The organism is Streptosporangium sp. NPDC051023, from assembly GCF_040689595.1.
GTDB lineage: Bacteria > Actinomycetota > Actinomycetes > Streptosporangiales > Streptosporangiaceae > Streptosporangium.
This window is the reverse complement of record NZ_JBFBCE010000013.1, coordinates 130,091-152,225: the sequence shown is the minus strand read 5'-3', so window position 1 is coordinate 152,225 and position 22,135 is coordinate 130,091. Positions and strand designations below refer to the sequence as shown.

Genomic DNA, 22,135 nt, shown 5'->3' with positions numbered 1-22,135 from the left:
CCCCGGGCGAGCAGGAAGGCGGCGAGGCCCTCCACCGACAGATCCTCGACACCCGGTCGCATCACCAGGACCGCGCAAAGGCGCTCCCCCAGGCGTTCGTCGCTGATTCCGACGAGGGCCGCACTCAGCACGTCCGGGTGCTCGAAGACGATGGATTCGATCTCCGTCACCGGGATGTTCTCGCCGCCGCGAATGACGATGTCCTTCGTCCTGCCGCTCAGCGAGAGCCAGCCACGTTCGTCGACGCCGGCACGATCACCGGTCCGGAACCACACGCGATCGACGTACGCCTCATTCGTCGCCGCCCGCGAGTCGAAGTATCCGATGGAAGCCGTGGGGCCGGCGTAGGAAGTCGTCATGTCTGCGACCACGGTCCCCGTCAGGGGGCCTGAGGGTCGGGGACGTCTTTCCATCTCCAGCATGGAAGGATAATGTCGGACATTCATCTTGATATCAACCAGAGTGCAGATTTGTGTGGGATTTCTGGTGTTCGCAGATGCCTCTACCAGGATGATTCCTATAATGTCGGCTTTTATGCATGAGGGAGCGTTGTGATCGACCGCGGCCCGACGGCACCGCCGACGCGGGCGGCAGCCCCTCAAGCGGCCGCCCGTGCCCGGGCCCAGATGCGGACGATCTCCTCCGCGGGCACGACGTCGTGGCGGGCCTTGAGCACCTCCATCGTCAGCTCGTGAAGGCGGCGGTCATGCGCGGCCACACAGTCCTCGACCAGCACGTTGTAGTAGTCGTGGTAGGAGGCGTCGCGAAGGGTCGCCTCGACACATCCCGGCGTCTGCTCGCCCACGACGACGACGGTCTTCACCCCGTTGGATCTCAGCAGCATGTCCAGATCGGTACCGGTGAACGCACTCGAACGATGCTTGGTCACCACCCGCTCGGCGTCGAGCGGACCGCACCCATCGTAGAACTCCGCACCCCACGTGCCCTCGACGACGAACTCGTCGACGTTGGCGATCAGATACTTGGAGCGGAGCCAGGCCGGTGAGTCGCTGGCGCCGAGAGGCAGATCGACAAGCCGCACGTGGTACACCGGAACCTCGAGCTCACGCGCACGAGCGATGAATCGCCTCCACGACGTCACGAGGTCGCCCATCGCGGACACGTCCTTGCCGGCCTCCGCGACCTTTCCCGCCGGGTGCAGGAAATCGTTCTGCATGTCGATGCTCAAGATCGCGCAATGAACCGGATCCAGTACTTCGTCCAAACGGTCGAAGACCTGCTTGCCGTGCAGTTCCTTCATCCCGTCACTCCCCTTCTTGCTCGGATCATCCGTCGCGCTCTTACGACGGCAACGATTCACATGGCCACAAAGCCGCCGTCCACGGGCAGGCTGACCCCGGTCACATAGGAAGACTCGTCGGATGCGAGGAACAGGACCGCCTCCGCGATTTCGGCGGGTCGGCCGGCGCGAGCGAGGGGAATCCTGTCCAGGATCCACTTCGCGGCGTCCTGCGGCATGGTCGCGTTCATGGGAGTGTCGATCATGCCTGGATGCACGGAATTCACCCGGACGCCGCGGTCCGCGTAGGTGACCGCGGCATTCTTGGTCAGCAGGCTCACCGCCCCCTTGCTCGCGTGGTACGCCGCGAAGTCGTGAGCCGCTACCAGGCCCCACATCGACGAGGTGTTCACGATCGAGCCGCCGCCGGCACGCAGCATCCCCGGCAGAACGGCCCGCATTCCCAGGAAGACCCCCTTGAGATTCACGTCCATAACCTGGTCCCAGCCAGGGATGTCCTCTTCGTGCACCTTTTTGCCCGACCCGAGGATGCCGGCATTGTTGACCAGGACATCGACCGAACCGTGGGCGTCCTCCGCCTGACCGACAACCCGCTCCCAGTCGCCGGGGGAGGTGACGTCGGCGCTCACGAACGTCACCCTGCCGCTACCGGCGAGCTCACCGTCGACCTCGGCCGTCCAGTCGCCGACGTCGGTGGCGACGACCGCAGCGCCCTCTTGCACGAATCGCCGGACGATCGCCGCTCCCATTCCCCGGGCGGCTCCTGTCACGACGGCGGTCTTGTTCAAGAGCCTGCTCACTCTCGTCCGCCCCTGTCTCAGCCGCGGCTACAGCCACTCGGCGCTGTGGTCGATCCACCAGGTGGCAATGGAGTCGCGACGCGCGAACCACACGTCGCCCTTGCCGAGCGCGTACTCGATGAACTCGCGCACCGCGTTCGCCCGGCCCGCCTGACCGGCCAGCCGCGCGTGGAGTCCGATCGTCATCATCTTGGGGAAGCCCGCCTCCCCTTCGCGATGCAGCTCGTCCAGACCTCGGCGCATGTAGTCGAAGAAGTCGGTGGGCGAGCCGAAGCCCCCCTCTGCGACGGCGAACCGCGTGTCGTTGTACGTCTGCGTGTACGGGATGACCAGGTGGCGGCGGCCCGAGACGTTGGTGAAGTACGGAAGATCGTCGTTGTAGGTCTCCGAGTCGTACAGGAACCCGCCGTCGTCGACCAGCAGCTCGCGAGTCCACGGGGTCGAGCTGTAGCGCCAGTACCAGCCCACGGGGCGCGTGCCGGTCGTCTCGCGAATCGATTCGATCGCGCGCTGGATCTGCTCGGCCTCCTCCTCGCGCGACATGTGCCACGGCTCGCTCCACCGGTATCCGTGGGAGCACGGCTCGTGGCCGAGCTCCCCGATGGCGGCCGCGACCTCGCGGTTCAACTCCAGGGCCATGCCGGTCGCGAAGAACGTGACGGGGACCGAGTAGTCACCGAAGAGGTTGAGGAGGCGCCAGATTCCCGCGCGGCTCCCGTACTCGTACACCGCCTCCATCGCGAAGTCCCGGTGGGGCGAGGGCAGGTACCAGTTCAGCTCCGCCATCCGGTCCGTGCTCCGGTCTCCCAGGCGTTCGTAGTGCTCTGAGCCCTCTTCGTAGTTGATGACGAAGTTGACCGCGACCTTCGCGCCGTTCGGCCAGCGCACCTGGGGTAGGTGACGGCCGTACCCGATCAGGTCCCGGGGCCGGGTCACATCCGTCCCTGCTTCTGCGTCGGTCACTTCTTTACTCCTATCCGTACGGAGGAACCGGGACCGTTCCCGTTCACCTCGGTCGACGGGCGCAGGCTGTCCGCCGCGATGCGCGAACGGTTCATCGCCTGGCCCGAGAGCTCACTGACAACCTTGCCCTCCCGGAACACGAGCACCCGATCGCAGATGTGCGGCAGGTGCTCGTACTCCGCTGACGCGAGAACGACGCCGAGCCCCTTCTGCGCCGCGTCGCGAATCCGCTGGTAGATCTGTGACTGTGCGCCGACGTCGACCCCCTGGGTCGGCTCGTGGAGCAGGAGCAGACTCGGTCCGGTCTCGAACCACTTCGCGATCAGTACCTTCTGCTGGTTTCCGCCACTGAGTGTCGACAGTGCCCGCTCGGTCCCGTGCGGCCTGACGTCGTACTCGTGCAGGAGGCTCTTCACCCGTGCGCGTTCGAGCTTCCGCCGGACCACGCCCCGCGTGAAGTACCTGCCGATCGTCGCGATGCTCAGGTTCTCCCGCACGCTCGCCGACTGAACCGACGCCTCGGCCAATCGATCTCCGGGCAGCAGTGCGAAGCCCATCTTCATGGCCCGCCTCGGGCTCAGGCTCTGGAGCCTCACCTGCTCGCCCGCCGCGGTGCGGATCGTGCCACCGGTGGCGTGCTTGGCGCCGAACAACAGGTACGGCAGCTCGTCCCAGCCCATGCCGATGAGCCCCGTGACGCCGACCACCTCGCCGCGGCGGACCGTGAACGACGTCGGGCGCACGTCCCGGCCCTGCACGTCGGCGAACTCGGCGATCACCGCCTCCTGCGGTTCGTGGGGAGGCGGATAGAACTCGCCGAGCGGTTGTCCGAGGATCAGCTCGGTCAGCCTGGCCTCGTCGAGTGACTCCGTCGCCTCACAGGCGACCTTGCCGCCGTTGCGGAGGACCGTGACCCGCTGAGTGTTCTCGAGAAGCTCCTCCAGCCGATGGGTGACCAGGAGGACCCCCACGCCGTTGGCCGCGACCCGCTTCACCGTGGCGAAGAGCTGCTCGACGCCGTCGCGGGGCAGAGAGGCGGTCGGCTCGTCGAGGACGAGCAGGCCGCGCGTGGCGTCGGCGAGCTGATCGACCGCGCGGGCGATCGCCACCTGGGCCCGCTGTACCTGGCTGAGCTCGCCGACCAGCCGCGTAGGCTCCACCCGGAGGCCGCACTGCTCCAGCAGGGCGGCCACATGCCGGTTCTCCTCTCGCCAGGAGACCCGCCACCCGAACCGGACCCTCCGCGTGCGAAGGCGGATGTTCTCGGTGACGGTCGCGCTCTCGACCAGTCCCAGGTCCTGGTGGACGAAGACGACGCCGCGTCGCCTCTGCTGGTCCGGATCCAGGGGGAGCGACATGGACTCGCCGTGGACGGTGATTGCGGTTCCCGGGAGATCGTCCGGCGCGTGGTAGCCGGCCAGCACCTTGATGAAGGTCGACTTACCGGATCCGTTCTCGCCGACCAGGCCGTGCACCTCGCCTGCCTGGACGTCGAGGTCGACGCCCTTCAGCACCGTCTGGCCCGAGAAGCTCTTCGTGATCCTCGATGCCACCAGCGCCGGTGGCCGCGGGCCGAAGGTCTCCGGGCCGTCGGCCAGGAGACCCTCTGCGGTCATTCCAGACCCCACAGCTTCTTGTACTCGTTCTGGTAGCTTCCGCCGTACATGTCGGACTCCGCCCCCTTGAAGTCGATGTCCTTTGCGTTCCCCTGATCGAAGATCCGAAGCGGAATCTTCTCGTCACCGACCGGAGTCGCCCGCGCGAGGATCCGAAGGCTCTGGTCCGCGATGGCCCAGCCGGTCCAGCCGAGCGGCGCGCCGATGTCGACGGTGAACGGGCTGTCGGCGGTCTTCAGGTCGTCGACGATTCCCGGAGAGGCGTTGAAGCTCGCGATCTTGACCCTTCCGGCCGCGTTCGCCTGCCGCACCGCGGGAGTGACGAACTGGACCATGCCGTCGTACACCGGAATCAGCCAGTTGACGTTCTGGTTGGCGACCGCGTTCTGCGTCAGGGGACCGACCTTGGTCGACCAGTCGGCGATCAGGGCATCGCGGACCTCCAGCTTGCACGTGTCGGGGCAGAGCTCCTGGAATCCCGCCTTGACCCCGTCCATCTCCGGCACGGACACGGGCACGTCGCTCGAGTTGATGGCCAGCGACGTGGCGTTGCATCCCGAACCGACCGCCACGCTCGCGGCGAGCAGCCTGCCCACCTGGGAGTACGCGAAGGACACCGAGGCGGTCGCGCCCGGGCTGGTGGGCGCGGCCGAGTCGGCGTTGAACGCCTCGACGATCGGGATGCCGGCCTGCTTGGCCGCGTCGACCCCCGCGCCCATGAGCGCCACCGGAATCGACTGCAGGACGATGAGGTCGGCCTTGGCCGCGACCGCCTGCTGAACGCCGCGGAGCTGCTCCGACGTCTGCCCGCGTCCGTCGAAGAAGATCACCTTGAGGCCGGCCTCCCTGGCCGCGGCCTCGAAGCCTCCGAACACGGCCTTGGTGAACGGGAGGTCACCCGTGGTGGCGATCCAGTGGACGGTCTTGCCCCGCGCCGCCGAGGCGTCGAACGCAGGACCGTCGAAGGTGAACCTCACGGGCGCCTTGGCCGCCTCCACCTGCACTTTGGCCGTCGAGACGCACTTGTCGTTGGTCGGCCCCGAACTCTTCGGTTCACTGCTTGATCCGCAGCCCGCGAGCAGCATGGAGGCGACCAGGGGGGCGCAGACGACCAGTGGTGAACGGACCGCCCGACGCAACGGTGTCATCTTCGATTCCATCAATCTCTTCCTTTTCTTTCTTTTCTTCTCCGCTGGGGGTGCGAGGCCTGCGGCGGCAGAACGCCTGCACTGCCGAGTGCCCCCTATGCGGTGCTCTTCCGGGCGAAGATCCGGGACAGCGCGACCGCGGCGACCAGTGAGCCGCCGTAGAACACGTCGACCACCCACCCCGAGAAGCCGTACAACTGCAGTCCGGTGATGCCGGTGATGAGGAAATAGACGGCGACGAACGTCCCCCAGGGATTGAACTTCCCCACCTGAATCGTCGTCGTCCCGAGGAACACGGCGGCGAACGCGGGCAGGAGATAGGCCGAGGAGGCACTCGGCGTCGAGGCGCCCAGCATTCCGACGAGCACGATGCCTGCGATCGCCGCAAGAGTGGCCGAGACGACCAGGGACCCCCCGCGGATGAGATCCACCCGAATGCCCGACAGCTGCGACACGGTTCGGTTGGCGCCGACGAAGTGCAGGTACCGTCCGAGAGGGGTCAGGGCCACGACGTACCAGAGCGCGACGGTGACGGCCACGGCGTAGTAGAAGCCGAGCGGAAGCCCCAGGAGGCGGGTGTTCACCACCGTGCTCAGGCGGGTGTCGACCCCGGGGATCGTCGTCTCGTACAGGCCGTGTCCGACTCCGGACCAGAACGTGCCGGCCCCCAGGGTCACCACGATGGAGTTGATCCCCAGCCGTACGACCAGGAGCGCGTTGATCGTGCCGATGGCGACCCCCGACGCGAGTGCCGCCAGGGCCGCGAGCCAGATCGGCCAGCCATGAAGCACGTTGAGGACGCCTACGACCATCACCGAGATGCTCATGGCGCCGGTGATCGAGAGGTCGAATTCTCCGGCCACGAGCGTGACCATCAGTCCCAGCGACAGGATGAGCAGCACCGCCTGCGTACCGAAGATCGTCTGAAAGGTGCTGACCGCCAGGAAGGACGGGCCCAGAAGGATGCCGAAGAAGACGATCAGTACCAGCCACGCCATGACAACGCCGTAGCGCCCGGCGAAGGCGAAGGACGCCTCACGCGTCGAACGTCGGGTCTCCATCTTCTTTCCTCCTCCATGAACGACCGTATGGCGAGCTACTTTGGAGCGTCGAGACGGCCGCGTTAATGTTGAACAATGGCCACTTCGGCTATGGCTGTCAAGGGATCGGGCGGCCCACCTTCCGTGCACTTCCCGGCTGGCTCACACGTGCCGCGCCTGTAAAGCCGCGCTCCGGCGCGCCACCCACCTTCACACCTTTTGGCTAATGTTGGACAGTTGTATCCTTGGTGTACTAGGTTCGCAACCGCGGCCGGTCGCCGCCTGACAGGAGAGGTGTGGATTGATGGGACGTCGTCTGGTTGTGGTAGGAGGCGGCCTCGCCGGGCTCGTAGCCGCCCTGCGGGCCGCCGAGACCGGGGCTTCGGTCACCGTCCTCGAACGAGGTGCGACGGAGGGTGGAGACGGGAGTGCGCGACTCAGCGGCGGGCTGCTCCACGTCGCCTGGCGCCCCATGGACGACGACCCGGAGGTCCTGCTTCAGGCCATCACGAGTGAGACCGACGGCGAGGCCGATCCGGCGCTCGCACGCGCCCTGGCCGACACCTCCCTGGAGGCGCTGGAGTGGTTCAGGCTGCAGGGGGTCGACATCAGGCCGAAGGCGGCCGACGTTCCGTACATGAAGCAGGCCATCTACCCGCACACCCCCATCGGCATCGGGTCGCGGCACGTCGAGGAGCGAGGCCCCGACCAGGCCATGCGGCTGCTCTACCAGATCGCAGGCGAGCGGGGGGTCGCCATCGTGCCCTCGGCGGTCGTCAACGAGCTACGGCGCTCGGACAAGGGCTGGACCGTCGGCGCGAACGTCGCCGGGACGCGGCGGGACTTCCCCGCCCAGGCCGTACTGATCGCGGACGGCGGGTTCCAGAACAACGCGGAGCTGCTGACCAGGTACGTCGGGTCCTCGGCCGAGCGCGCGTTCCTGCGCGCGTCCACCGCGTCGACCGGTACCGGCATCCGTCTGGCACTCGAGAACGGCGCGGGCGCGGTCGGCCTGGGGCGGGTCTACGGACACATGGTCTCCTCGGGGGCCTTCGAGAACGACCTGCTCTGGCCGTATCCGCCGGTCGACAAGCTGTGCCTCAAGGGTCTGCTCGTCGATCGGCGTGGCCGCCGGGTGGCCACCCCGGCCGACAACGGGGTCCAGCTCGTCAACGAGCTGGTCCGGCACGAGGATCCGCGTGGCCTGAGTGTGATCTTCGACGACACCCTGTGGAACACGGCCGGAACCGATGATCCCTACGGAACGCCCGTACCCAACCCCGATCTGGTCGATCGAGGGGGCCCGCACCTGCAGGCGGAAAATGCCGACGACCTGGCCGCGGCCGGCGGAATGGACGCTGCGGAGCTGCGGTCGGCCATCGCGGCCCACAACCAGAGCCCGGCAAAGCCGAAGATCGCCGGTCGGCTGCACTCCCTTCGCGTCGTGCCCGGGATCACCTTCACGATGGGTGGCATCGCCACCGACGAGTCGGCGCGGGTCCTGGACCCGTCCGGCGCACCGCTGCGAGGTCTCTACGCGGCGGGAAGTTGCACAGGCGGGATCCAGGGAGGCCCCCGCGGCGGATACGTCGGCGGGCTTGCCGTCGCGCTCGTGTTCGGCTTCCGCGCCGGCGCGTCGATCTCCGCGGACCTGGACCGTGACACCGTTGTCGCCAAGGAGGAATCGTGAGCACCGTCTACGCCGTCGGCTGCAACTTCCGCAGCCCCGAGCTCGAGCAAGAGTGGAACGACTGGTACAACGGCCCGAAGATGGCGCAGATGCTGGCCCTTCCCCTGTTCGGCAACGTGCAGCGCTTCAAGGCCTGTGCCCTGGACGTCGAGGTGAACTATCTCGCCGTCTGGCTCCTCGACTCACCGGAGGCCCTCTCGACTCCCGAGTACGTGAGCACCTGGGGCTTCGACCGCTGGGCCGACAAGATCACTGACTGGACCCGCGACCTCATCAGCCCTCTCCACGAACCGCTTCCGCCGGTCCCGGTGGCGGACGAGAGCACCCGCCTGCACGTCGCCTGGTTCGACAGCTCGTCCGACATCGCGCGAGCGGCGGAGGAGGCACGACACCATGGGGGCGGTTCGTGGTGGTGGGGGGAGAACTCGGGTCTCGACCGGTCGTTCGCCTATGTTGGGATCTCGGCGGTCCAGCCGGAGTCCGCCGCCTCCCCGGAGCGGGTTTTCACGGAGGCGGTCAGGGAGACGATCTTCCGTCCGATCAGCCGGCCCGGCCGAGTCAGGAGCGAACCGATTTGATGCTGAGGGACCAGTTCGCGCTGTTCTCGACCTCGCTTGCCGGCGATGTCGAGACACCGCGGTTGCGCCTGCTGGTGCTGGACGCGCTCGGGGCCGGACTCGCCGGCCACCCGCACCCGGCCCCCACCGCACTGCGGGGCCTGTCCTCCGCGTCGTCGGCAGAAGCGCAGGTGATCGGTGCCCGGCGACGCGACGCGATCGCGGCGAGCTCGGCGAACGCGGCGGCGATCCACGCGCTCGACTTCGACGATACGCACCGCGCCTCACTCGTTCATGTCTCCAGTGTTCTGGTGCCGGTCTGCCTTGCGCTGGCGGAGCGAGAGGACCTCAGCTTCGAGAGGTTCCTCCGCGCGTACGCCCTTGGCCTCCGGTTCACCGCCTTCAGCCAGCGGATCGGCCCGTTGCTCAACGGCGCGGGCTACCACACGACCGCGGTCCTCGGCTCGGTGATCGCGGCCGCGGCCGGTGGCTGGATGCTGGGCGAGGACCCCCGGCAGGCCGCCACGGCCGCGGAACTGGCTGCGACGTCGGCGATGGGTCTGACGGCGAGCTTCGGGACCGACACCAAGCCCATCCAGGTCGGGCTGAGCGCCGGTAACGCGACCACGGCAGCGCTCCTCTCGGCGTCGAACATCACGGCTCCACAGGGGTTCACCGACTCGAACGGGCTCGTCGGAAGGCTCCTGGGCGCCGACGCGCTCCAGCTCCTGCGGTGGGGCGATCGGTGCGACGACGCCGTAGACGGTGTCGTGCCGAAGCCGTACCCGTGCTGCTATCTCATCCACGGCGCCGTTCGCTCGGCCCTGGAGCTTCGAGAGGAGGCCGGAGGCAGCGGGCAGATCGAGGCCGTGCACGTGACGATCGGACCGCTCGCGGCGGAGCTCGCGCTGAAGCCGGCCGTGGCGGGCGACGCGCAGGTGGCCAAGTTCAGCACGGCCTACTGCGTCGCCCATACGCTGGCGACCGGACACCTCGGCGTCTCCGACTTCGACGACCCCCTGAACCGTGCCGACCTCGAGACCCGCAGGCTCGCCGACCGGCTGACGACGTCGGTCGATCGGTCTCTCGGGCCGGTCGCCGCTCGGGTGAGGGTCCGGCTCAGCTCCGGAGCGGAGCGCGAGTCCTCCTTCGACCCGGCGACCGCCGGCGCCATGGCCTCCGGCGACCTGGTCGAGAAGTTCCGATCGAACGCGGCCCGGGCGATCACGGCCGATCGAGCGGCACGCCTGGAGCACGATCTCCTGACCCGGGATCCCGGCGTGCCCGTGCGTTCGCTCACGGGCCCGCTCGGCCTGGCCGGCGACTGAGACGAACGACCTCCCCGAAAACCACGGGGTGACACGGGGTGATGGGCCGCGAGCCCTGAGCGCGCTGCCCCGGGGTCACGGGAACTCGGTGGTGAGCACCCGCGCGAGGGCTGGGGGCCGGCCGTTCCGGCCCCCAGCCCTCGTCGCCCGCCGTCCCCGGATCAGGGAAGGTCCAGAACTATCCCGTACAGGCGGGACACCCGCAGCCTGATCACCAGGCGCCGGTCCTCGACCATCCGCTCCAGGAAGAGGGCCTCCTGCGACAGCCGCACGGCCCCCGGTCCCCGTCCGGGGCCGTAGGGGTCCTCCTCCGCTGGATTCCCGGTCATCGGTCCGCCTTCCGGTGTTGTGGCGCGCTTCGCCACAGACAGAGCCCTGTCATGGGGAACATGGTCTGTGACAGCCGACGCCAGACGGAGAAGGAACTTTTATGTTCCACAGTCACACCGGTGTGCCGGTCGGGGGCGGCGAGGCGGGTCTCTCCGGCGAAGTTCTCCTCCGCGCGATTTGAGTCTCCAGCGACTGGAGACCGCACAGTGGTCCCTGTGGGCGAAGGCACGGAGCTTTTCACCATCGGGCAGCTCGCCCGCCCTACCGGGCTGCCGGTGCGGACGATCCGCTTCTGGTCCGACATCGGGGTGGTTCCGCCCGCGGGCCGGTCCGGTTGCGGTTACCGCCTCTACGACACGGCGGCGGTCTCGGCGAGGTCTTCCTGAAGATGTCCAAGCAGGGCTCGACCCTCGCGGGTGTCATGGACGCCTTCTCCGTCGCCGTCTCCATCGGCCTGCAGTACGGCGTGCCGCTGGAGACCTACGTCGGCAAGTTCGTCTTTCCCGGCGCCTACGGGGTTCAGCGGAGCGACCGGCTCGGCTGGACGTACTCGAGTCTGGTCCGGACCTGGTCGGCGCCGGGATGGCTGAACGTGTCGAGGATGGACAGCGCTTCCTGCCAGGCCTCGTGGGCGGCGTCGGGGTCACCGGCGGCGGCGTGGCTCTCGCTGAGACGGGTGAGCGTGCCGGCTTCGTGGTAGCGGTGACCTGCCTCGCGGAACAGGCCGAGGGCGCGCCGGTAGCAGGTGATGGCCTGCCGATGCTGGCCGAGATGATGATGGGCGTAGCCGAGGCAGTCCCACACGTCGGCCTGCCCCTGGCGGTCACCGAGTTCGTTGAGAACCTGGAGTGCCTGGGCGGAGTAGGTGAGGGCACTGTGGTGGTCGCCGAGCAGCGCGTGGTGCCGCCCGACCGCGTTGAGGGCCCGGGCCCGTCCGGCCCGATGACCTACGGCCTCGTAGAGCCCGAGGGCCTGCTGGGCGTGATGGAGTGAGTCCTGGTGACGGCCCCGCTGTGAGAACGCCGTGGACAGGGTGCCGTGTGTGTCGGCCTTGCCGCTGTGGTCGCCGAGCCGGCCGTACAGGTGGAGGGCGCTCCGGAAATGGGCGTCGGCCTCGTCGTGACGGTCAAGCCGGGTGTAGGCCCAGCCGAGGTCGCGGTGGACATGGGCCTGCCCGGCCAGGTCGCACGCTCTGCGCGCGGCGGCCAGCGCGCTCTCGTGGATGGCGGCCTGGTTCAGCCAGCATCCCCGGCGGTCGAGGAAGTCGGTGAGGGCCCAGGCGATCTGCCAGGTGTGGGTGTCGAATCCGGCGCCGGCGGCCTGGGGGATCACGGTGAGGAGGACGGTGCGCTCCGCGATGAACCAGGACAGCGCCTGCCCCAGGTCGGAGATCTCCTCCGGGACGACCTCGGGCAGGGGCGGTGGCGGGGAAAGAGGGGCCCGGTGCGGGCTGAGCAGCAGTGCGGCGGTGTGCGCGGTGCGCAGGTAGTGGTCGAACAGGCGGTGCAGAGCGGTGCGGTGCTCGGGCTCCGGGTCGAGGCCGTGGGCGAGCTCGGTGGCGTAGGCACGGAGCAGGTCGTGGAAGGTGTAGCGGCCGGGGGCGTGCTGGGTGAGGAGGTGGGCGCGGGTCAGCTCGGCCAGCAGCGGGCGGACCCGGGCCACCGGCATCCCGGCGAGACTCGCGGCGGCGGCCAGGGCGATGTCGGGCCCCGGATGCAGGCCGAGCAGCCGGAACAGTCGTGCCGCGCCGGGGCCGAGGGCGTGATAGGAGCAGGAGAACACCGCCCTGACCTGCGTGTCCGGATCCCCTTCGTCGAACGCGTCCAGGCCACCGCGCGCCTCGCGCAACTCGTTGGCGAGGGCCGCGAGCGGGAAGCCGGAATGGATGGCGGCGCGGGCGGCGACGACGGCCAGCGCCAGCGGCAGCCGCGCGCACCGGGCGATGATCTCCTCGACCGCCTCCGGCTCTGCGGCGACCCGGGCGGCGCCCAGGCGACGGGCCAGCAGTTCGCGGGCCTCGGCGTCCGTCAGCAGGTCCAGGCACAGCGGGTGCGCGCCCTCGGCGGCGACGAGGCCGGGCAACTGGTTGCGGCTGGTCACCACCACCAGGCAGCTGGGTGAGCCGGGAAGCAGCGGGCGGACCTGCTCGGCGTCGCGGGCGTTGTCCAGCACGACCAGGATCCGGCGGTCGGTGAGCAGGCTGCGATACAGGCCGACCTTGGCCTCCAGGGTGCGCGGCATCTGCTCGGCGGTCACTCCGAGCGCGTCCAGAAACCCCCGCACCGCCTCGCTCGGCGTCGCCGCCCTGCCCTGGGCGACCCCCCGCAGGTTCACATACAGCTGCCCGTCGGGGAACCGGTGGCGGACCCGGTGTGCCCAGTGCACCGCCAGCGTGCTCTTGCCCACGCCCACGGTGCCCGAGAGGGCGGAGACGACCACGGCGGTCGGCTGGTACTCGGCCGTGTCCAGGAGGGCGTCCAGCCGCTCCAGTTCGGCGGTACGGCCCACGAAGCCGTACACGTCCAGCGGCAGCAGTGCCGCCGGCTGTCTGGCCTGCGACGCCGGGGCGGCCGATGCGCGGACGGTGACGGGGGCGGAGACGTCACGGGGATGAGGCTCGGGGGGCTCGCGGGCCTCCGGCTCCGAGGACAGGAGCGTGTCGTGCAGGCGGTTCAGGTCGGCGCAGGGATCGAGTCCCAGCTCGTCGGCCAGGCGTCCGCGCAACGCCCGGTAGGCCTCCAGCGCGTCGGCCAGCCTGCCCGCGTCGTGCAGCGCGCGCATCAGCAGCCCTACCAGGGACTCCCGGAAAGGGTGCTGCTCGACCAGCGCCATCGCCTCGGCGACCACCTCACGGTTGCGGCCCAGTGAGAGTTCCAGCGCCAGGCACTCCTCCACGACGGCCAGCCGCCGCTCCTGCCAGGTTTCCGCCGCTGTCTCGAATGCCCGGCCGTCGATGCCGGCCAGCGGCCTGCCTCGCCACAGCAGCAACGCCCCGCGAAATCCGGCGACGGCCGCGGCGGCGTCGACGGGGACGGTTTCCCGCGCGGATGTGACCAGGCCGGTGAAGGTGCCGGTGTCCAGGCCGCCGTCGTCCGGCCGTAACAGGTAACCGGCTCGCCGGGTGGTGATGAGGTCGGGGGCGGCGCCCGCGGCGACCAGGGTCCGCCGGAGCCGTGTGACCAGGTCCTGGACCTGCCGTCGCGCCGAGGCCGGAGGCTCCTCCCAGACGACGTCGACGAGCCGGTCGATCGGGACGACCTGATCGGCGCTGAGGAGCAGCGCCGCCAGTGCCCGCTCCTGCCGGGGTCCGTGCAGTGTGATCGGGCGGCCGTTCACCTTGACCTCCAACGGCCCCAGGATGCCAAACCAGACCATAGCCAACGAGCGTTGCCCCCGCCCATCGAATGCACACAAAGTGCGTCATTTCCCGTCGGGCGCAAGTGTAGGGCGCCAAGGTGATCAGCGTTCGCGTGGATGAGTACGTGGCGAGGACCCGCCATGGGTCTCCGCGATCAGGACGTATTCGCGACCTCACACCGAGTACGGCGGTGGTCAGGGCGACGGCACGACGGATGCGCGGTCTCATGCCGGGCACGGCGGCGATCGGGGCGTGAGGACGTGACGAGGACGGTTCGAGGACCTCCTTCCCTAGCGTGATCGATGTGGCAAAGCCGTTGTGAAAGGCAACGGGGTCACCCAGGTCGTCGACCGCACCGGGGCCGTCTTCCAGGTGGTCGCCGATCCCCGGTCGTCCTTCGGCTTGAACGTCCACGTCACTTGGAACCGCTCCGTTTTTGACTGAGGAGAAACTGTGAAGAAGCTGTATCGCGTACTCGTGACCCTTGGCGCCACGGGCGCCGCCCTGGCCACCTTCACCGCGACCCCCGCCAACGCGGCGGGCGGCGGCGGTTGCAACGGCGCGACCGTACGGGCCTGCATCAGCGTGGTCAGCAGCGGTAACGTGGTCGCCGACGGCTACCTGAACAGCATCCCGTCCGGGTGTCACCATGTGTCCGTCGCCCTGGTGGACAGGAACCTGTCCACCATCAGGAGCACCAGCGTCAGCTGCCACACCGGCTGGCTCGGCTCCCAGTCCGAGTGGTACAGCAGCGGCCAGACGTACTACAGCCGGGTGCGGGTCTGGAACAGTGGCGGCGGGGTCATCGCCGAGAACATCAGCCCGGCGCAGTGGTGACGGCACCGTTGATCGCCCCGGGGGTTCTTCCCACAGCGGGGTGATCAACGGCGAGAACCCCCTCGGGGGTGAGATACCAGGTCAGGGCGGGGTGCCGGCGGCGGAGCCGGCATCCCGTTCGTGTTTCCGGTCTCCGCCGTCCTGTGTCTCCTGGTGCGTGAGCCGTCACGGAGCACGGGTTTCGTGACGGGGAACGACGAGGGAGGAGGGCGTTTTCATGTTCCACGGTCACACCGATGTGCCGGTCCGGCTCGGCCGGGCACGATTCGCGGGCGGAGCGATTCCCGGCGGGACTTGAGTCTCCAGCGGCTGGAGACCGCACAGTGGTTCCTGTGAGCGAAGGCATGGAGCTTTTCACCATCGGGCAACTCGCCCGCCGTACCGGGCTGCCGGTGCGGACGATCCGCTTCTGGTCCGACATCGGCGTGGTCCCGCCCGCCGACCGGTCCGGCGGCGGGTACCGCCTCTACGACGCGGAGGCGGTCGCCCGGCTTGATCTCGTCAGGACCCTCCGTGAACTCGGGTTCGGCCTCGACGTCGTCAGGGAGATCCTGTGCCGCGCTACGACCGTCGCCCAGGTGGCCGAGACACACGTCTCGGCGCTGGACGCGGAGATCCGTACCCTGCGACTGCGCCGCGCCGTGCTCAGCACGGTCGCCAAGCGCGGCAGCACGATGGAGGAGGCACTGCTGATGCACAAACTTGCCAGGCTGTCCGCCCAGGAGCGGCAGCAGATCATCGACGACTTCGTCGACCGCGTGTTCGCCGGACTCGACCTTTCTGGACCCGCGACGGGCATCGCGAGCGGCATGCGGCAGGTGAACGCGGAACTGCCGGATGACCCCAGCTCGGAGCAGGTGGACGCGTGGATAGAGCTGGCCGAGCTCGTCGGTGACGAGGACTTCCAGCGGCGGGTGCGGGAGATGGCGGTCGCGGGCCAGAGCGCCGACCCGCCCGAGTTCGGGACGGACCAGCGGCTCATCATGGAACACGCGGGCCGGGCGCTCGAGGCGGGGATCGAGCCGGGCTCGGCCGAGGGCCGGGCCGTCCTCGACCTGATCGTCGCGCCGGAGACCCCGGCCGGGCGGCGGGCCGAGCTGGCCGACCGGCTGGAGACGTTCACCGACCTCCGGGTCGAGCGTTACTGGCGGTTGCTGGGGGTCATCAACGGGCGCCCCCCGTTCCCCTCGGGCGTCCCCGCCTTCGAATGGCTGATCGCCGCCCTCAGGGCGACAGCCGCCTCCTGACCGTCAGGGGAACAGGAACGGGTCCCCTGAGCGGGGGACGGCATGGGTGGCCCCGGCCGGATCGACCGAGGCCACCCGTGTGGCCACGCGCGGCTACTCGCGGTTGACCACAGTCATCCATGGTCACTCACAGTCACCCGCAGTTGCCCCAGGAGCCCCGGCCGCCCGTGGCGGTCTCGCCGGAGGGCGACTTCACAACCCCCCAGTACTTGACGCAGAAGCCCTTCGCGTAGAGCTTCACGGGGCCCGCGTAGTACTTGAACGGAGCGGCGTCCTTCTTCGACGCGGTGTGAAGGGGTTCGTCGCGGATCCGCCTGGTCTGGGTCTGCAGTGTCGCGGCGGTGTACGTGGCCGTTCCCGTGTAGCTCGTCTTGATCGTGGCCACGCAGTTGTATCCGGTGGTGCGGTTGTAGAGCAGGTAGACGTAGCCCCAGACCTTGCCGGAGGAGGTCTTCACCGGGCGGCTGCCGTCGCTCACTTTGCCGAACCCGGAGCCGCAGACGCCCTCCGGGGTGTACGAGGCGGCCGCGGCATGGGCCGGGACCGCCATGAGCCCTCCGACGGACAGCGCCGCGGCGAGGAGGACCGTCTTCGTCGACGTGATCACGCATTCATCCCTTCATCGGATGCCACTTGCCGATCGAGCGGCGTCGAAGGTGATCATCCTGCCTTCCCGTCCGCTATGGCATGGCCTAAATGGGGGAATTAGCGCCATTTGGAACTCTGGGGCACGGATTCCGGGTGTGGTCAGCCGGGCACCCTCCCGCTGGAGAACCGCCTGAGGAGTGTCCGATTCCTGCAAGACCGCGGGCGGACGTCCTGACTAGGTTGAGCCGTGTGAACTCGATCCGCAGATCGACCGCACTTCCGCCGATCGGAGAGAAAACCGATATGCAAGCTCAACTGGACGTCGTCGGCATCGTCGTCGCGGACATGCCCAGGTCGCTGGCGTTCTACCGTCTGTTGGGCCTGGACCTGCCAGCGGAGGCCGACGGGGAGCCGCACGTCGAGGCGGTGCTGCCCGGCGGGCTGCGCCTCGTCTGGGACACGGTGGAGACGATCCACACGTTCGACCCGCTCTGGCAGCCGCCCAGCGGCGGCTCCCGTATCTCCCTCGCCTTCAGGTTCGGTGCTCCCGCCGAGGTCGACGCCGCCTACGACGAGTTCGTCTCGCGTGGCTACGAGGGACACAAGGAGCCCTGGGACGCGTTCTGGGGGCAGCGATACGCCGTCGTCCACGACCCTGACGGCAACGGCGTCGATCTTTTCTCGCCGAACGGCCAGGAGCCTGAGGCCTGAGCGCCGCGGGCCCTGGCCGTTCGGCGATCCGACCGGACCGCCCGCGCCGCGCGGGACCGGGGCGCGGCCGTGCCCGAGGCGGGGGAGCCAGAGGGCAGGCCGGTGGCGCGGTGGCGCCCGGGGCGACGGGGCGCGTCAGCAGGCGCAGGAGATGCCGGAGACCGGAGCGGTCAGCGGGTCGATCTCGTGCCGTGAGACACCGGCCGAGGTCTCGACGGGGAAACCCTCCCGCGCCCAGTACTCGAAACCGCCGAGCATCTCCTTGACCGGGTAGCCGAGCCTGGCGAACTCCAGGGCGGCGCGGGTCGCGCCGTTGCAGCCGGGGCCCCAGCAGTAGGTCACCACGGTCGCCCCCGCCGGGACCACCTCGGCCGCGCGGGCGGCGATCTCGGCGGTCGGCAGGTGTACGGCTCCCACGATGTGCCCCTGCTGCCAGCTCTGGGTGCTGCGCGAGTCGATCACGATGACGTTTGCGGCTGCCGAGGCCAGGTCGGCGGCCACGTCCGAGACGTCGGTCTCGAACGCCAGGCGGGCGGCGAAATGGGCGAGCGCGGCGGCGTTCTCCGCGGCGGGAACCGTGGTGACGGCGCCAGGGGCCGGGGAGGGGGTGGCGGAGGCCGTGAGGGAGACGGACATGACGGGGCCTTTCGGGCGTGGTCGTGCTCCATGGTCGGGAGCGGGAGGAAACGCGGCCGAGGCCGACGAAGGAAATGGTGCCGTTGCAGGCGGGGGATCGACCAGTGGCGTGAATGCCGCTTATCGCTAAGATTTCGCCATGCTGATTCCGCCGCCGGTTCCGCGTGGTGCCCGCCACTTCGTGTCCGTCATCGCCTTCGACGGCATGGCGCCCTTCGAGCTGGGCTGCGCGGTGGAGATCTTCGGGATCGCCAGGCCCGAGCTCGACGTCCCCTGGTACGAGCTGACGGTCTGCGCGGAGACCCCGGCTGACCTGCGGATCGTCGGCGGGTTCACCATGCGGGCCGCGCACGGGCTCGGCGTCGCGGCCGGTGCGGACACGGTGATCGTGCCCGCGGTGCCGGACGTGCGGGGCGCGGTGTCACCGGAACTGGTCGCGGCGCTGCGAGCGGCGCACGCCCGGGGGGCGAGGATCGTATCGATCTGCTCCGGGGCCTTCGCGCTGGCGGCAGCCGGGCTTCTCGACGAGCGCGAGGCGACCACCCACTGGAGGTACGCCGAACTGCTGCAGCGCAGGTTCCCGCGGGTCAAGGTCAACCCGGATGTCCTCTACGTGGACGGCGGCGACGTGTTGACCAGCGCGGGCAGCGCGGCGGGCCTCGACCTGCTGATCCACCTGGTCCGCAAGGACCACGGGCCCGGCGTGGCCAACTCGGTCGCGCGCAGGCTGGTCATCCCGCCGCACAGGGAGGGCGGGCAGGCCCAGTTCATCCAGGCTCCGGTCACGCCGGTCGAGGACAACGACACGGTGGCCACCACGATGGCCTGGGCGCTGGACCACCTGGCGGAACCGATCACGGTCGCGAGGATGGCCGAGGCCGCCCACATGTCACAACGCACCTTCATCCGGCACTTCGGCCGTCAGACCGGGATCAGCCCGCTGCGCTGGGTGATCTCCCAGCGGGTCGCGGCCAGCCTGACGCTGCTTGAGTCCACTACCGCGCCGATCGAGGAGATCGCGGTCGCGGTGGGGTTCGACAGCCCGGTGACCTTCCGCCACCACTTCGCCAAGGCGATGCGCACCTCGCCCTCGGCCTACCGCAGGGCCTTCGGGGTCTCCGCGTGAGCGGGCCGCCGGCCGTCTGACGCGGCGGGGCCGGCCTCGGTGGCGGGGCGGGACGTCGCTAGACGTTCCAGCGCCGGTTGACCTCCTCGACGCTCGGCGGCGGGCCCGGCAGCGGCGGGGCCGAGGGCAGGCGGAGGGCGTCCAGCATCAGCGCCAGGTAGCGGTGCCTGATCTCGGAGGTCCTGGCCGCGTCGCCGAGCTGCGCCGCGGCCAGCAGCTCGAAGATCATCGTCATGTCCGCGACGTCCAGGCCGGGACGGAGGGCTCCCGCCTCAACCGTGCGTTCGAAGATCCGGACGGTGAGCTCGCTCGCGTGCGCGGCGTCACGGTAGAGGCTCTCGTCGGGGGTGAAGGTGCCCGCCAGGTTGATCGTCAGGGAGTGGGTGTCCGCGTCCACGACGTCGCGTATGAAGGAGGCGAAGGAGGTCCAGGGATCGCCCTCGTCGGCCAGGGCCGTCTCCGCCGCGGTGATGTAGGTCCTCAGGCCGTCCGAGCAGAGCTTGCGGAGCAGGTCTTCCTTACTGGCGTATCGGCGGTAGAGCGCGCTGATGCCGACCCCGGCTCGTTCCGCGACGGCGGAGATCGGCGCGCCGGGGTCGGCGACGAAGACCGCCCGCGCCGCTTCGAGGATCGTCTGGTCGTTACGGGCCGCCTGGGCCTTCCGGCCGCTCAGGGGCGGGGTGCTCGTGGTCTCCATGCTGACAATATAGCTTGTGGAACAAAATATTCCGTTCTATTGAGCAGAGAATCCCGGGAATCTCCGCCGGGCTGGGCGGGGGGTTGAGGAGTTCGAGGCGCTACGGCGGCTCCTGGCTGCCCAAGCCCGTGGAGTCGGGTGCTCTCGGTTCGCGGGTGCGCAGGGACATTGTCCGTTCCGGCTCAAGGTGACAAGGGCTCAGTGGGTTGAGACGGGAGGTGCCGGATCGATCCGGGCGATGCGGGGCGGCACGCCGCCGGCCATCAGAGGAGTTCTTCCGGGTAATCGGCGGTCAGACGGGTGGCCGGCCAGTCATGCGGCCGCGGGCAGGCGGTGGCGTTCCCTGGGCTCCCTCCTCGATTTCGCTCGGCTGCTCGGTGGAGTGAGAGCGTCGATGGGCTGCGACCCGTTCGCGGGTCGCGCATCGGCGGGAGCAGTAGCGGCGTTCGGGACCGCTGCCTTGGGTGATGAAGACGTTCTGGCAGCTGGTTGATGCGCAGATCCTGCCGGGCGGGCGTTGGCGATCCCAGACGAGGACGGTCAGGGCCATGCAGGACGAGGCGAGGAGCCACTCGTCCCAGGAGGCGTTGTCGTCATGGTCAAGGTGAGGATGCCAGGGGGTTGTGCCGCCGTGCGAGGTCAGGCGGAGCGGTCCGGTGTGGTCCTGCAGGAGGCGGTTGAGGGTGGCCGCGGCGTCATCGGCGTGTTCGGCGGCGAAGACCGGCCGCAGTAGGGCGGCGGCTGCGCGCATCGCGGCAACGTCGCGGGTGGTGAGGCCGATGGGGTCTGTCTCGCCGTATGCGCGGAGCACGTCGGCGACGTCGGCCGGGTCGGGGCACCTGTCGGCGAGGATGTTGATCAGGGCGGCGGTGCGCCGAGCGATCGTGAGAACGGAGTGCCGGGTGGACCAGTCGTCGCTGCTGAAGGACACCTGCGGAATGTAACGCATCTTGCTTCGTTTTACGTTACCCCCGTAACGTCCTGCTGGTGAAAAAGCGTTACTCACTCCGCCTCTATCTCGCCGGAACAGTGGCAGCTCGTGCCGGGGACGAGATGTCGGGACCGGCGCTGATGCTGGCGGGATTCGCCCTGGCCGGATCGACCGTCGACGCGTCGTCGCTGCTCGCGGGCATCACGGTTTCTGCCGCGCTAGGAGGGCCGGTGCTCGGGGCGCTCCTCGACAGAGCAGGACGGCCGGGACGCCTGCTTGCCGGGGGCCTCGCCCTGTATGCGGCGGGGCTGGGGACGATCCTCGCGGGCCTGGGGCGGTTGCCGTTCGCTGTCACGATCTTGATCGCAGTGTTGACAGGGCTGCTGGGACCGGCCCTTTCGGGCGGATGGACGGCCCAACTCCCGGGTGTTGTGCCGGGTGACCACCTGCCCCGGGCGAACGCGCTCGATGCCATGACGTTCAGCGTGGCGAGTCTGGCTGGTCCGGCTCTCGCCGGCGGCGTGGCGGAGGCGCTGGGAGCCCCGACGGCCGTGCTGGTCTCCGTAGTGCTCATCGCCTTGGCATCGCCTGCCGCGTGGATGCTGCCCGCCCTTCCCGGTCGGGCGAAGGAGGCTCGGGCAACGTCGGTGATCGGCGACCTTGCAGCCGGAATGCGGGTCATCGCCGGAAGGCCGGCGCTGGCCCGAGCGACCCTCACCTCGGTCGTCTCCTGCATGGCCCAGGGAATGCTGATGGTGTGCATCCCACTCCTGGGCGAGCGCGTCCTGGGCGAGGCCGGACGTGGCGCGGTGCTGCTCTCCTGCGCGGCGATCTCCGCCCTGGTGGCCAACGCCGTACTCGCGCGATTTCCTCGTTCGGTCGCCCCCGACACGATCATCTGGGTCAGTGCTCTTGTCCAGGCTGTCGCGTTGGCCTTGGCCATGTGGGGTCAACCGGTTGTGCTCATCGTGGCCGTACTCATAGCGGGGATCGGTGAGGGGCCCCAACTGGCCGCCTTGTTCGTAGTCCGCCACCGGGAGGCCCCGGAACACCTGCGGGGCCAGATCTTCACCACCGGCGCCAGCCTGAAGATCACCGGATTCGCCCTGGGGGCAGCGGTTGCCGGACCGGTCATGACGTGGTCTCTTCCAGGCGCTTTGGCGCTCGCGGCGAGTGTGGCGGTTCTTGCAGCGCTGGCCTTCTTCGCGATCCCGTCGGCAACCGTCGACTCGTCCGAAGATCGCGCGATGTCGACTTGAGCGTTCTCATCG

General features: G+C 69.2%; 21 protein-coding genes and 1 pseudogene. 9 read left to right on the top strand and 13 right to left on the bottom strand.

Annotation, left to right across the window (positions count from 1 at the left end; all coding sequences use genetic code 11):
- From AB0395_RS11645 to AB0395_RS11615, 7 genes and pseudogenes are all read right to left on the bottom strand, one after another.
- A pseudogene (locus tag AB0395_RS11645) lies at positions 1–359 on the bottom strand (cyclohexanecarboxylate-CoA ligase); the annotation flags it as partial.
- Positions 360–598: 239 nt separating this feature from the next.
- Positions 599–1,261: an isochorismatase family cysteine hydrolase gene (locus tag AB0395_RS11640; RefSeq protein ID WP_366279481.1), complete on the bottom strand. Its 663-nt coding sequence runs from the start codon at positions 1,259–1,261 to the stop codon at positions 599–601.
- 56 nt (positions 1,262–1,317) lie between these two features.
- Positions 1,318–2,061 carry a glucose 1-dehydrogenase gene (locus AB0395_RS11635; protein WP_366279478.1) on the bottom strand — a complete coding sequence of 248 codons (744 nt, stop codon included), beginning with the start codon at positions 2,059–2,061 and terminating at the stop codon, positions 1,318–1,320.
- 27 nt (positions 2,062–2,088) lie between these two features.
- Positions 2,089–3,024 (bottom strand): polysaccharide deacetylase family protein, encoded by a 936-nt coding sequence (locus tag AB0395_RS11630; RefSeq protein WP_366279476.1) that lies wholly within the window; start codon positions 3,022–3,024, stop codon positions 2,089–2,091.
- A complete protein-coding gene (locus tag AB0395_RS11625; RefSeq protein ID WP_366279473.1) occupies positions 3,021–4,640 on the bottom strand; it encodes a sugar ABC transporter ATP-binding protein in 1,620 nt (539 codons plus the stop codon). Before AB0395_RS11625 ends, AB0395_RS11630 begins: the two co-directional genes overlap by 4 nt.
- Positions 4,637–5,800: a sugar ABC transporter substrate-binding protein gene (locus tag AB0395_RS11620; protein ID WP_366279471.1), complete on the bottom strand. Its 1,164-nt coding sequence runs from the start codon at positions 5,798–5,800 to the stop codon at positions 4,637–4,639. Before AB0395_RS11620 ends, AB0395_RS11625 begins: the two co-directional genes overlap by 4 nt.
- Positions 5,801–5,883: 83 nt before the next feature.
- Positions 5,884–6,849, bottom strand: coding sequence for an ABC transporter permease (locus tag AB0395_RS11615; protein ID WP_366279469.1), 966 nt, complete (start codon positions 6,847–6,849; stop codon positions 5,884–5,886).
- Positions 6,850–7,132: 283 nt separating this feature from the next.
- Between AB0395_RS11615 and AB0395_RS11610 the strand changes: the two genes are divergently transcribed.
- The 3 genes from AB0395_RS11610 to AB0395_RS11600 are packed head-to-tail and all read left to right on the top strand — an operon-like array spanning position 7,133 to position 10,403.
- The gene (locus tag AB0395_RS11610; protein WP_366279466.1) at positions 7,133–8,518 is read left to right on the top strand and encodes an FAD-dependent oxidoreductase; all 1,386 of its coding nucleotides are present in this window, start codon (positions 7,133–7,135) and stop codon (positions 8,516–8,518) included.
- Positions 8,515–9,096 (top strand): hypothetical protein, encoded by a 582-nt coding sequence (locus AB0395_RS11605; protein WP_366279463.1) that lies wholly within the window; start codon positions 8,515–8,517, stop codon positions 9,094–9,096. The genes AB0395_RS11610 and AB0395_RS11605 overlap by 4 nt, the downstream gene beginning before the upstream one ends.
- Complete coding sequence (locus AB0395_RS11600) at positions 9,096–10,403, top strand: MmgE/PrpD family protein (RefSeq protein WP_366279461.1); 1,308 nt, start codon at positions 9,096–9,098, stop codon at positions 10,401–10,403. Before AB0395_RS11605 ends, AB0395_RS11600 begins: the two co-directional genes overlap by 1 nt.
- A 161-nt stretch (positions 10,404–10,564) precedes the next feature.
- On the opposite strand, the gene AB0395_RS11595 is transcribed toward AB0395_RS11600, so the two are convergent.
- On the bottom strand, positions 10,565–10,732 hold the full coding sequence (locus AB0395_RS11595) for a hypothetical protein (protein WP_366279458.1): 168 nt from the start codon (positions 10,730–10,732) through the stop codon (positions 10,565–10,567).
- Between the two features lie 216 nt (positions 10,733–10,948).
- On the opposite strand from AB0395_RS11595, the gene AB0395_RS11590 reads away from it, so the two are divergent.
- A complete protein-coding gene (locus AB0395_RS11590) occupies positions 10,949–11,119 on the top strand; it encodes a MerR family DNA-binding transcriptional regulator (protein WP_366279456.1) in 171 nt (56 codons plus the stop codon).
- A gap of 133 nt (positions 11,120–11,252) precedes the next feature.
- On the opposite strand, the gene AB0395_RS11585 is transcribed toward AB0395_RS11590, so the two are convergent.
- On the bottom strand, positions 11,253–14,108 hold the full coding sequence (locus AB0395_RS11585) for a BTAD domain-containing putative transcriptional regulator (protein ID WP_366279454.1): 2,856 nt from the start codon (positions 14,106–14,108) through the stop codon (positions 11,253–11,255).
- Positions 14,109–14,544: 436 nt separating this feature from the next.
- Here AB0395_RS11585 and AB0395_RS11580 point away from each other — a divergent pair, with 436 nt between their 5' ends.
- Complete coding sequence (locus AB0395_RS11580; RefSeq protein WP_366279452.1) at positions 14,545–14,928, top strand: hypothetical protein; 384 nt, start codon at positions 14,545–14,547, stop codon at positions 14,926–14,928.
- Positions 14,929–15,260: 332 nt separating this feature from the next.
- A complete protein-coding gene (locus AB0395_RS11575) occupies positions 15,261–16,175 on the top strand; it encodes a MerR family transcriptional regulator (protein ID WP_366279450.1) in 915 nt (304 codons plus the stop codon).
- A gap of 133 nt (positions 16,176–16,308) precedes the next feature.
- Here AB0395_RS11575 and AB0395_RS11570 read toward each other — a convergent pair whose 3' ends face one another.
- On the bottom strand, positions 16,309–16,782 hold the full coding sequence (locus AB0395_RS11570; protein WP_366279447.1) for a hypothetical protein: 474 nt from the start codon (positions 16,780–16,782) through the stop codon (positions 16,309–16,311).
- 284 nt (positions 16,783–17,066) lie between these two features.
- Between AB0395_RS11570 and AB0395_RS11565 the strand changes: the two genes are divergently transcribed.
- A complete protein-coding gene (locus AB0395_RS11565; RefSeq protein ID WP_366279445.1) occupies positions 17,067–17,474 on the top strand; it encodes a VOC family protein in 408 nt (135 codons plus the stop codon).
- Between the two features lie 135 nt (positions 17,475–17,609).
- Here AB0395_RS11565 and AB0395_RS11560 read toward each other — a convergent pair whose 3' ends face one another.
- Positions 17,610–18,110, bottom strand: coding sequence for a rhodanese-like domain-containing protein (locus tag AB0395_RS11560; RefSeq protein ID WP_366279444.1), 501 nt, complete (start codon positions 18,108–18,110; stop codon positions 17,610–17,612).
- A 139-nt stretch (positions 18,111–18,249) separates the two neighbouring features.
- On the opposite strand from AB0395_RS11560, the gene AB0395_RS11555 reads away from it, so the two are divergent.
- Entirely contained in the window at positions 18,250–19,236 is a 987-nt protein-coding gene (locus tag AB0395_RS11555; RefSeq protein ID WP_366279441.1) for a helix-turn-helix domain-containing protein, read from the top strand.
- Positions 19,237–19,294: 58 nt separating this feature from the next.
- On the opposite strand, the gene AB0395_RS11550 is transcribed toward AB0395_RS11555, so the two are convergent.
- Positions 19,295–19,933, bottom strand: a complete 639-nt coding sequence (locus AB0395_RS11550) for a helix-turn-helix domain-containing protein (RefSeq protein ID WP_366279438.1) — start codon at positions 19,931–19,933, stop codon at positions 19,295–19,297.
- 292 nt (positions 19,934–20,225) lie between these two features.
- Positions 20,226–20,882, bottom strand: a complete 657-nt coding sequence (locus tag AB0395_RS11545) for a CGNR zinc finger domain-containing protein (protein ID WP_366279436.1) — start codon at positions 20,880–20,882, stop codon at positions 20,226–20,228.
- Positions 20,883–20,920: 38 nt separating this feature from the next.
- Here AB0395_RS11545 and AB0395_RS11540 point away from each other — a divergent pair, with 38 nt between their 5' ends.
- Positions 20,921–22,123 carry an MFS transporter gene (locus AB0395_RS11540; RefSeq protein WP_366279433.1) on the top strand — a complete coding sequence of 401 codons (1,203 nt, stop codon included), beginning with the start codon at positions 20,921–20,923 and terminating at the stop codon, positions 22,121–22,123.
- The last annotated feature ends 12 nt before the right edge of the window (positions 22,124–22,135 follow it).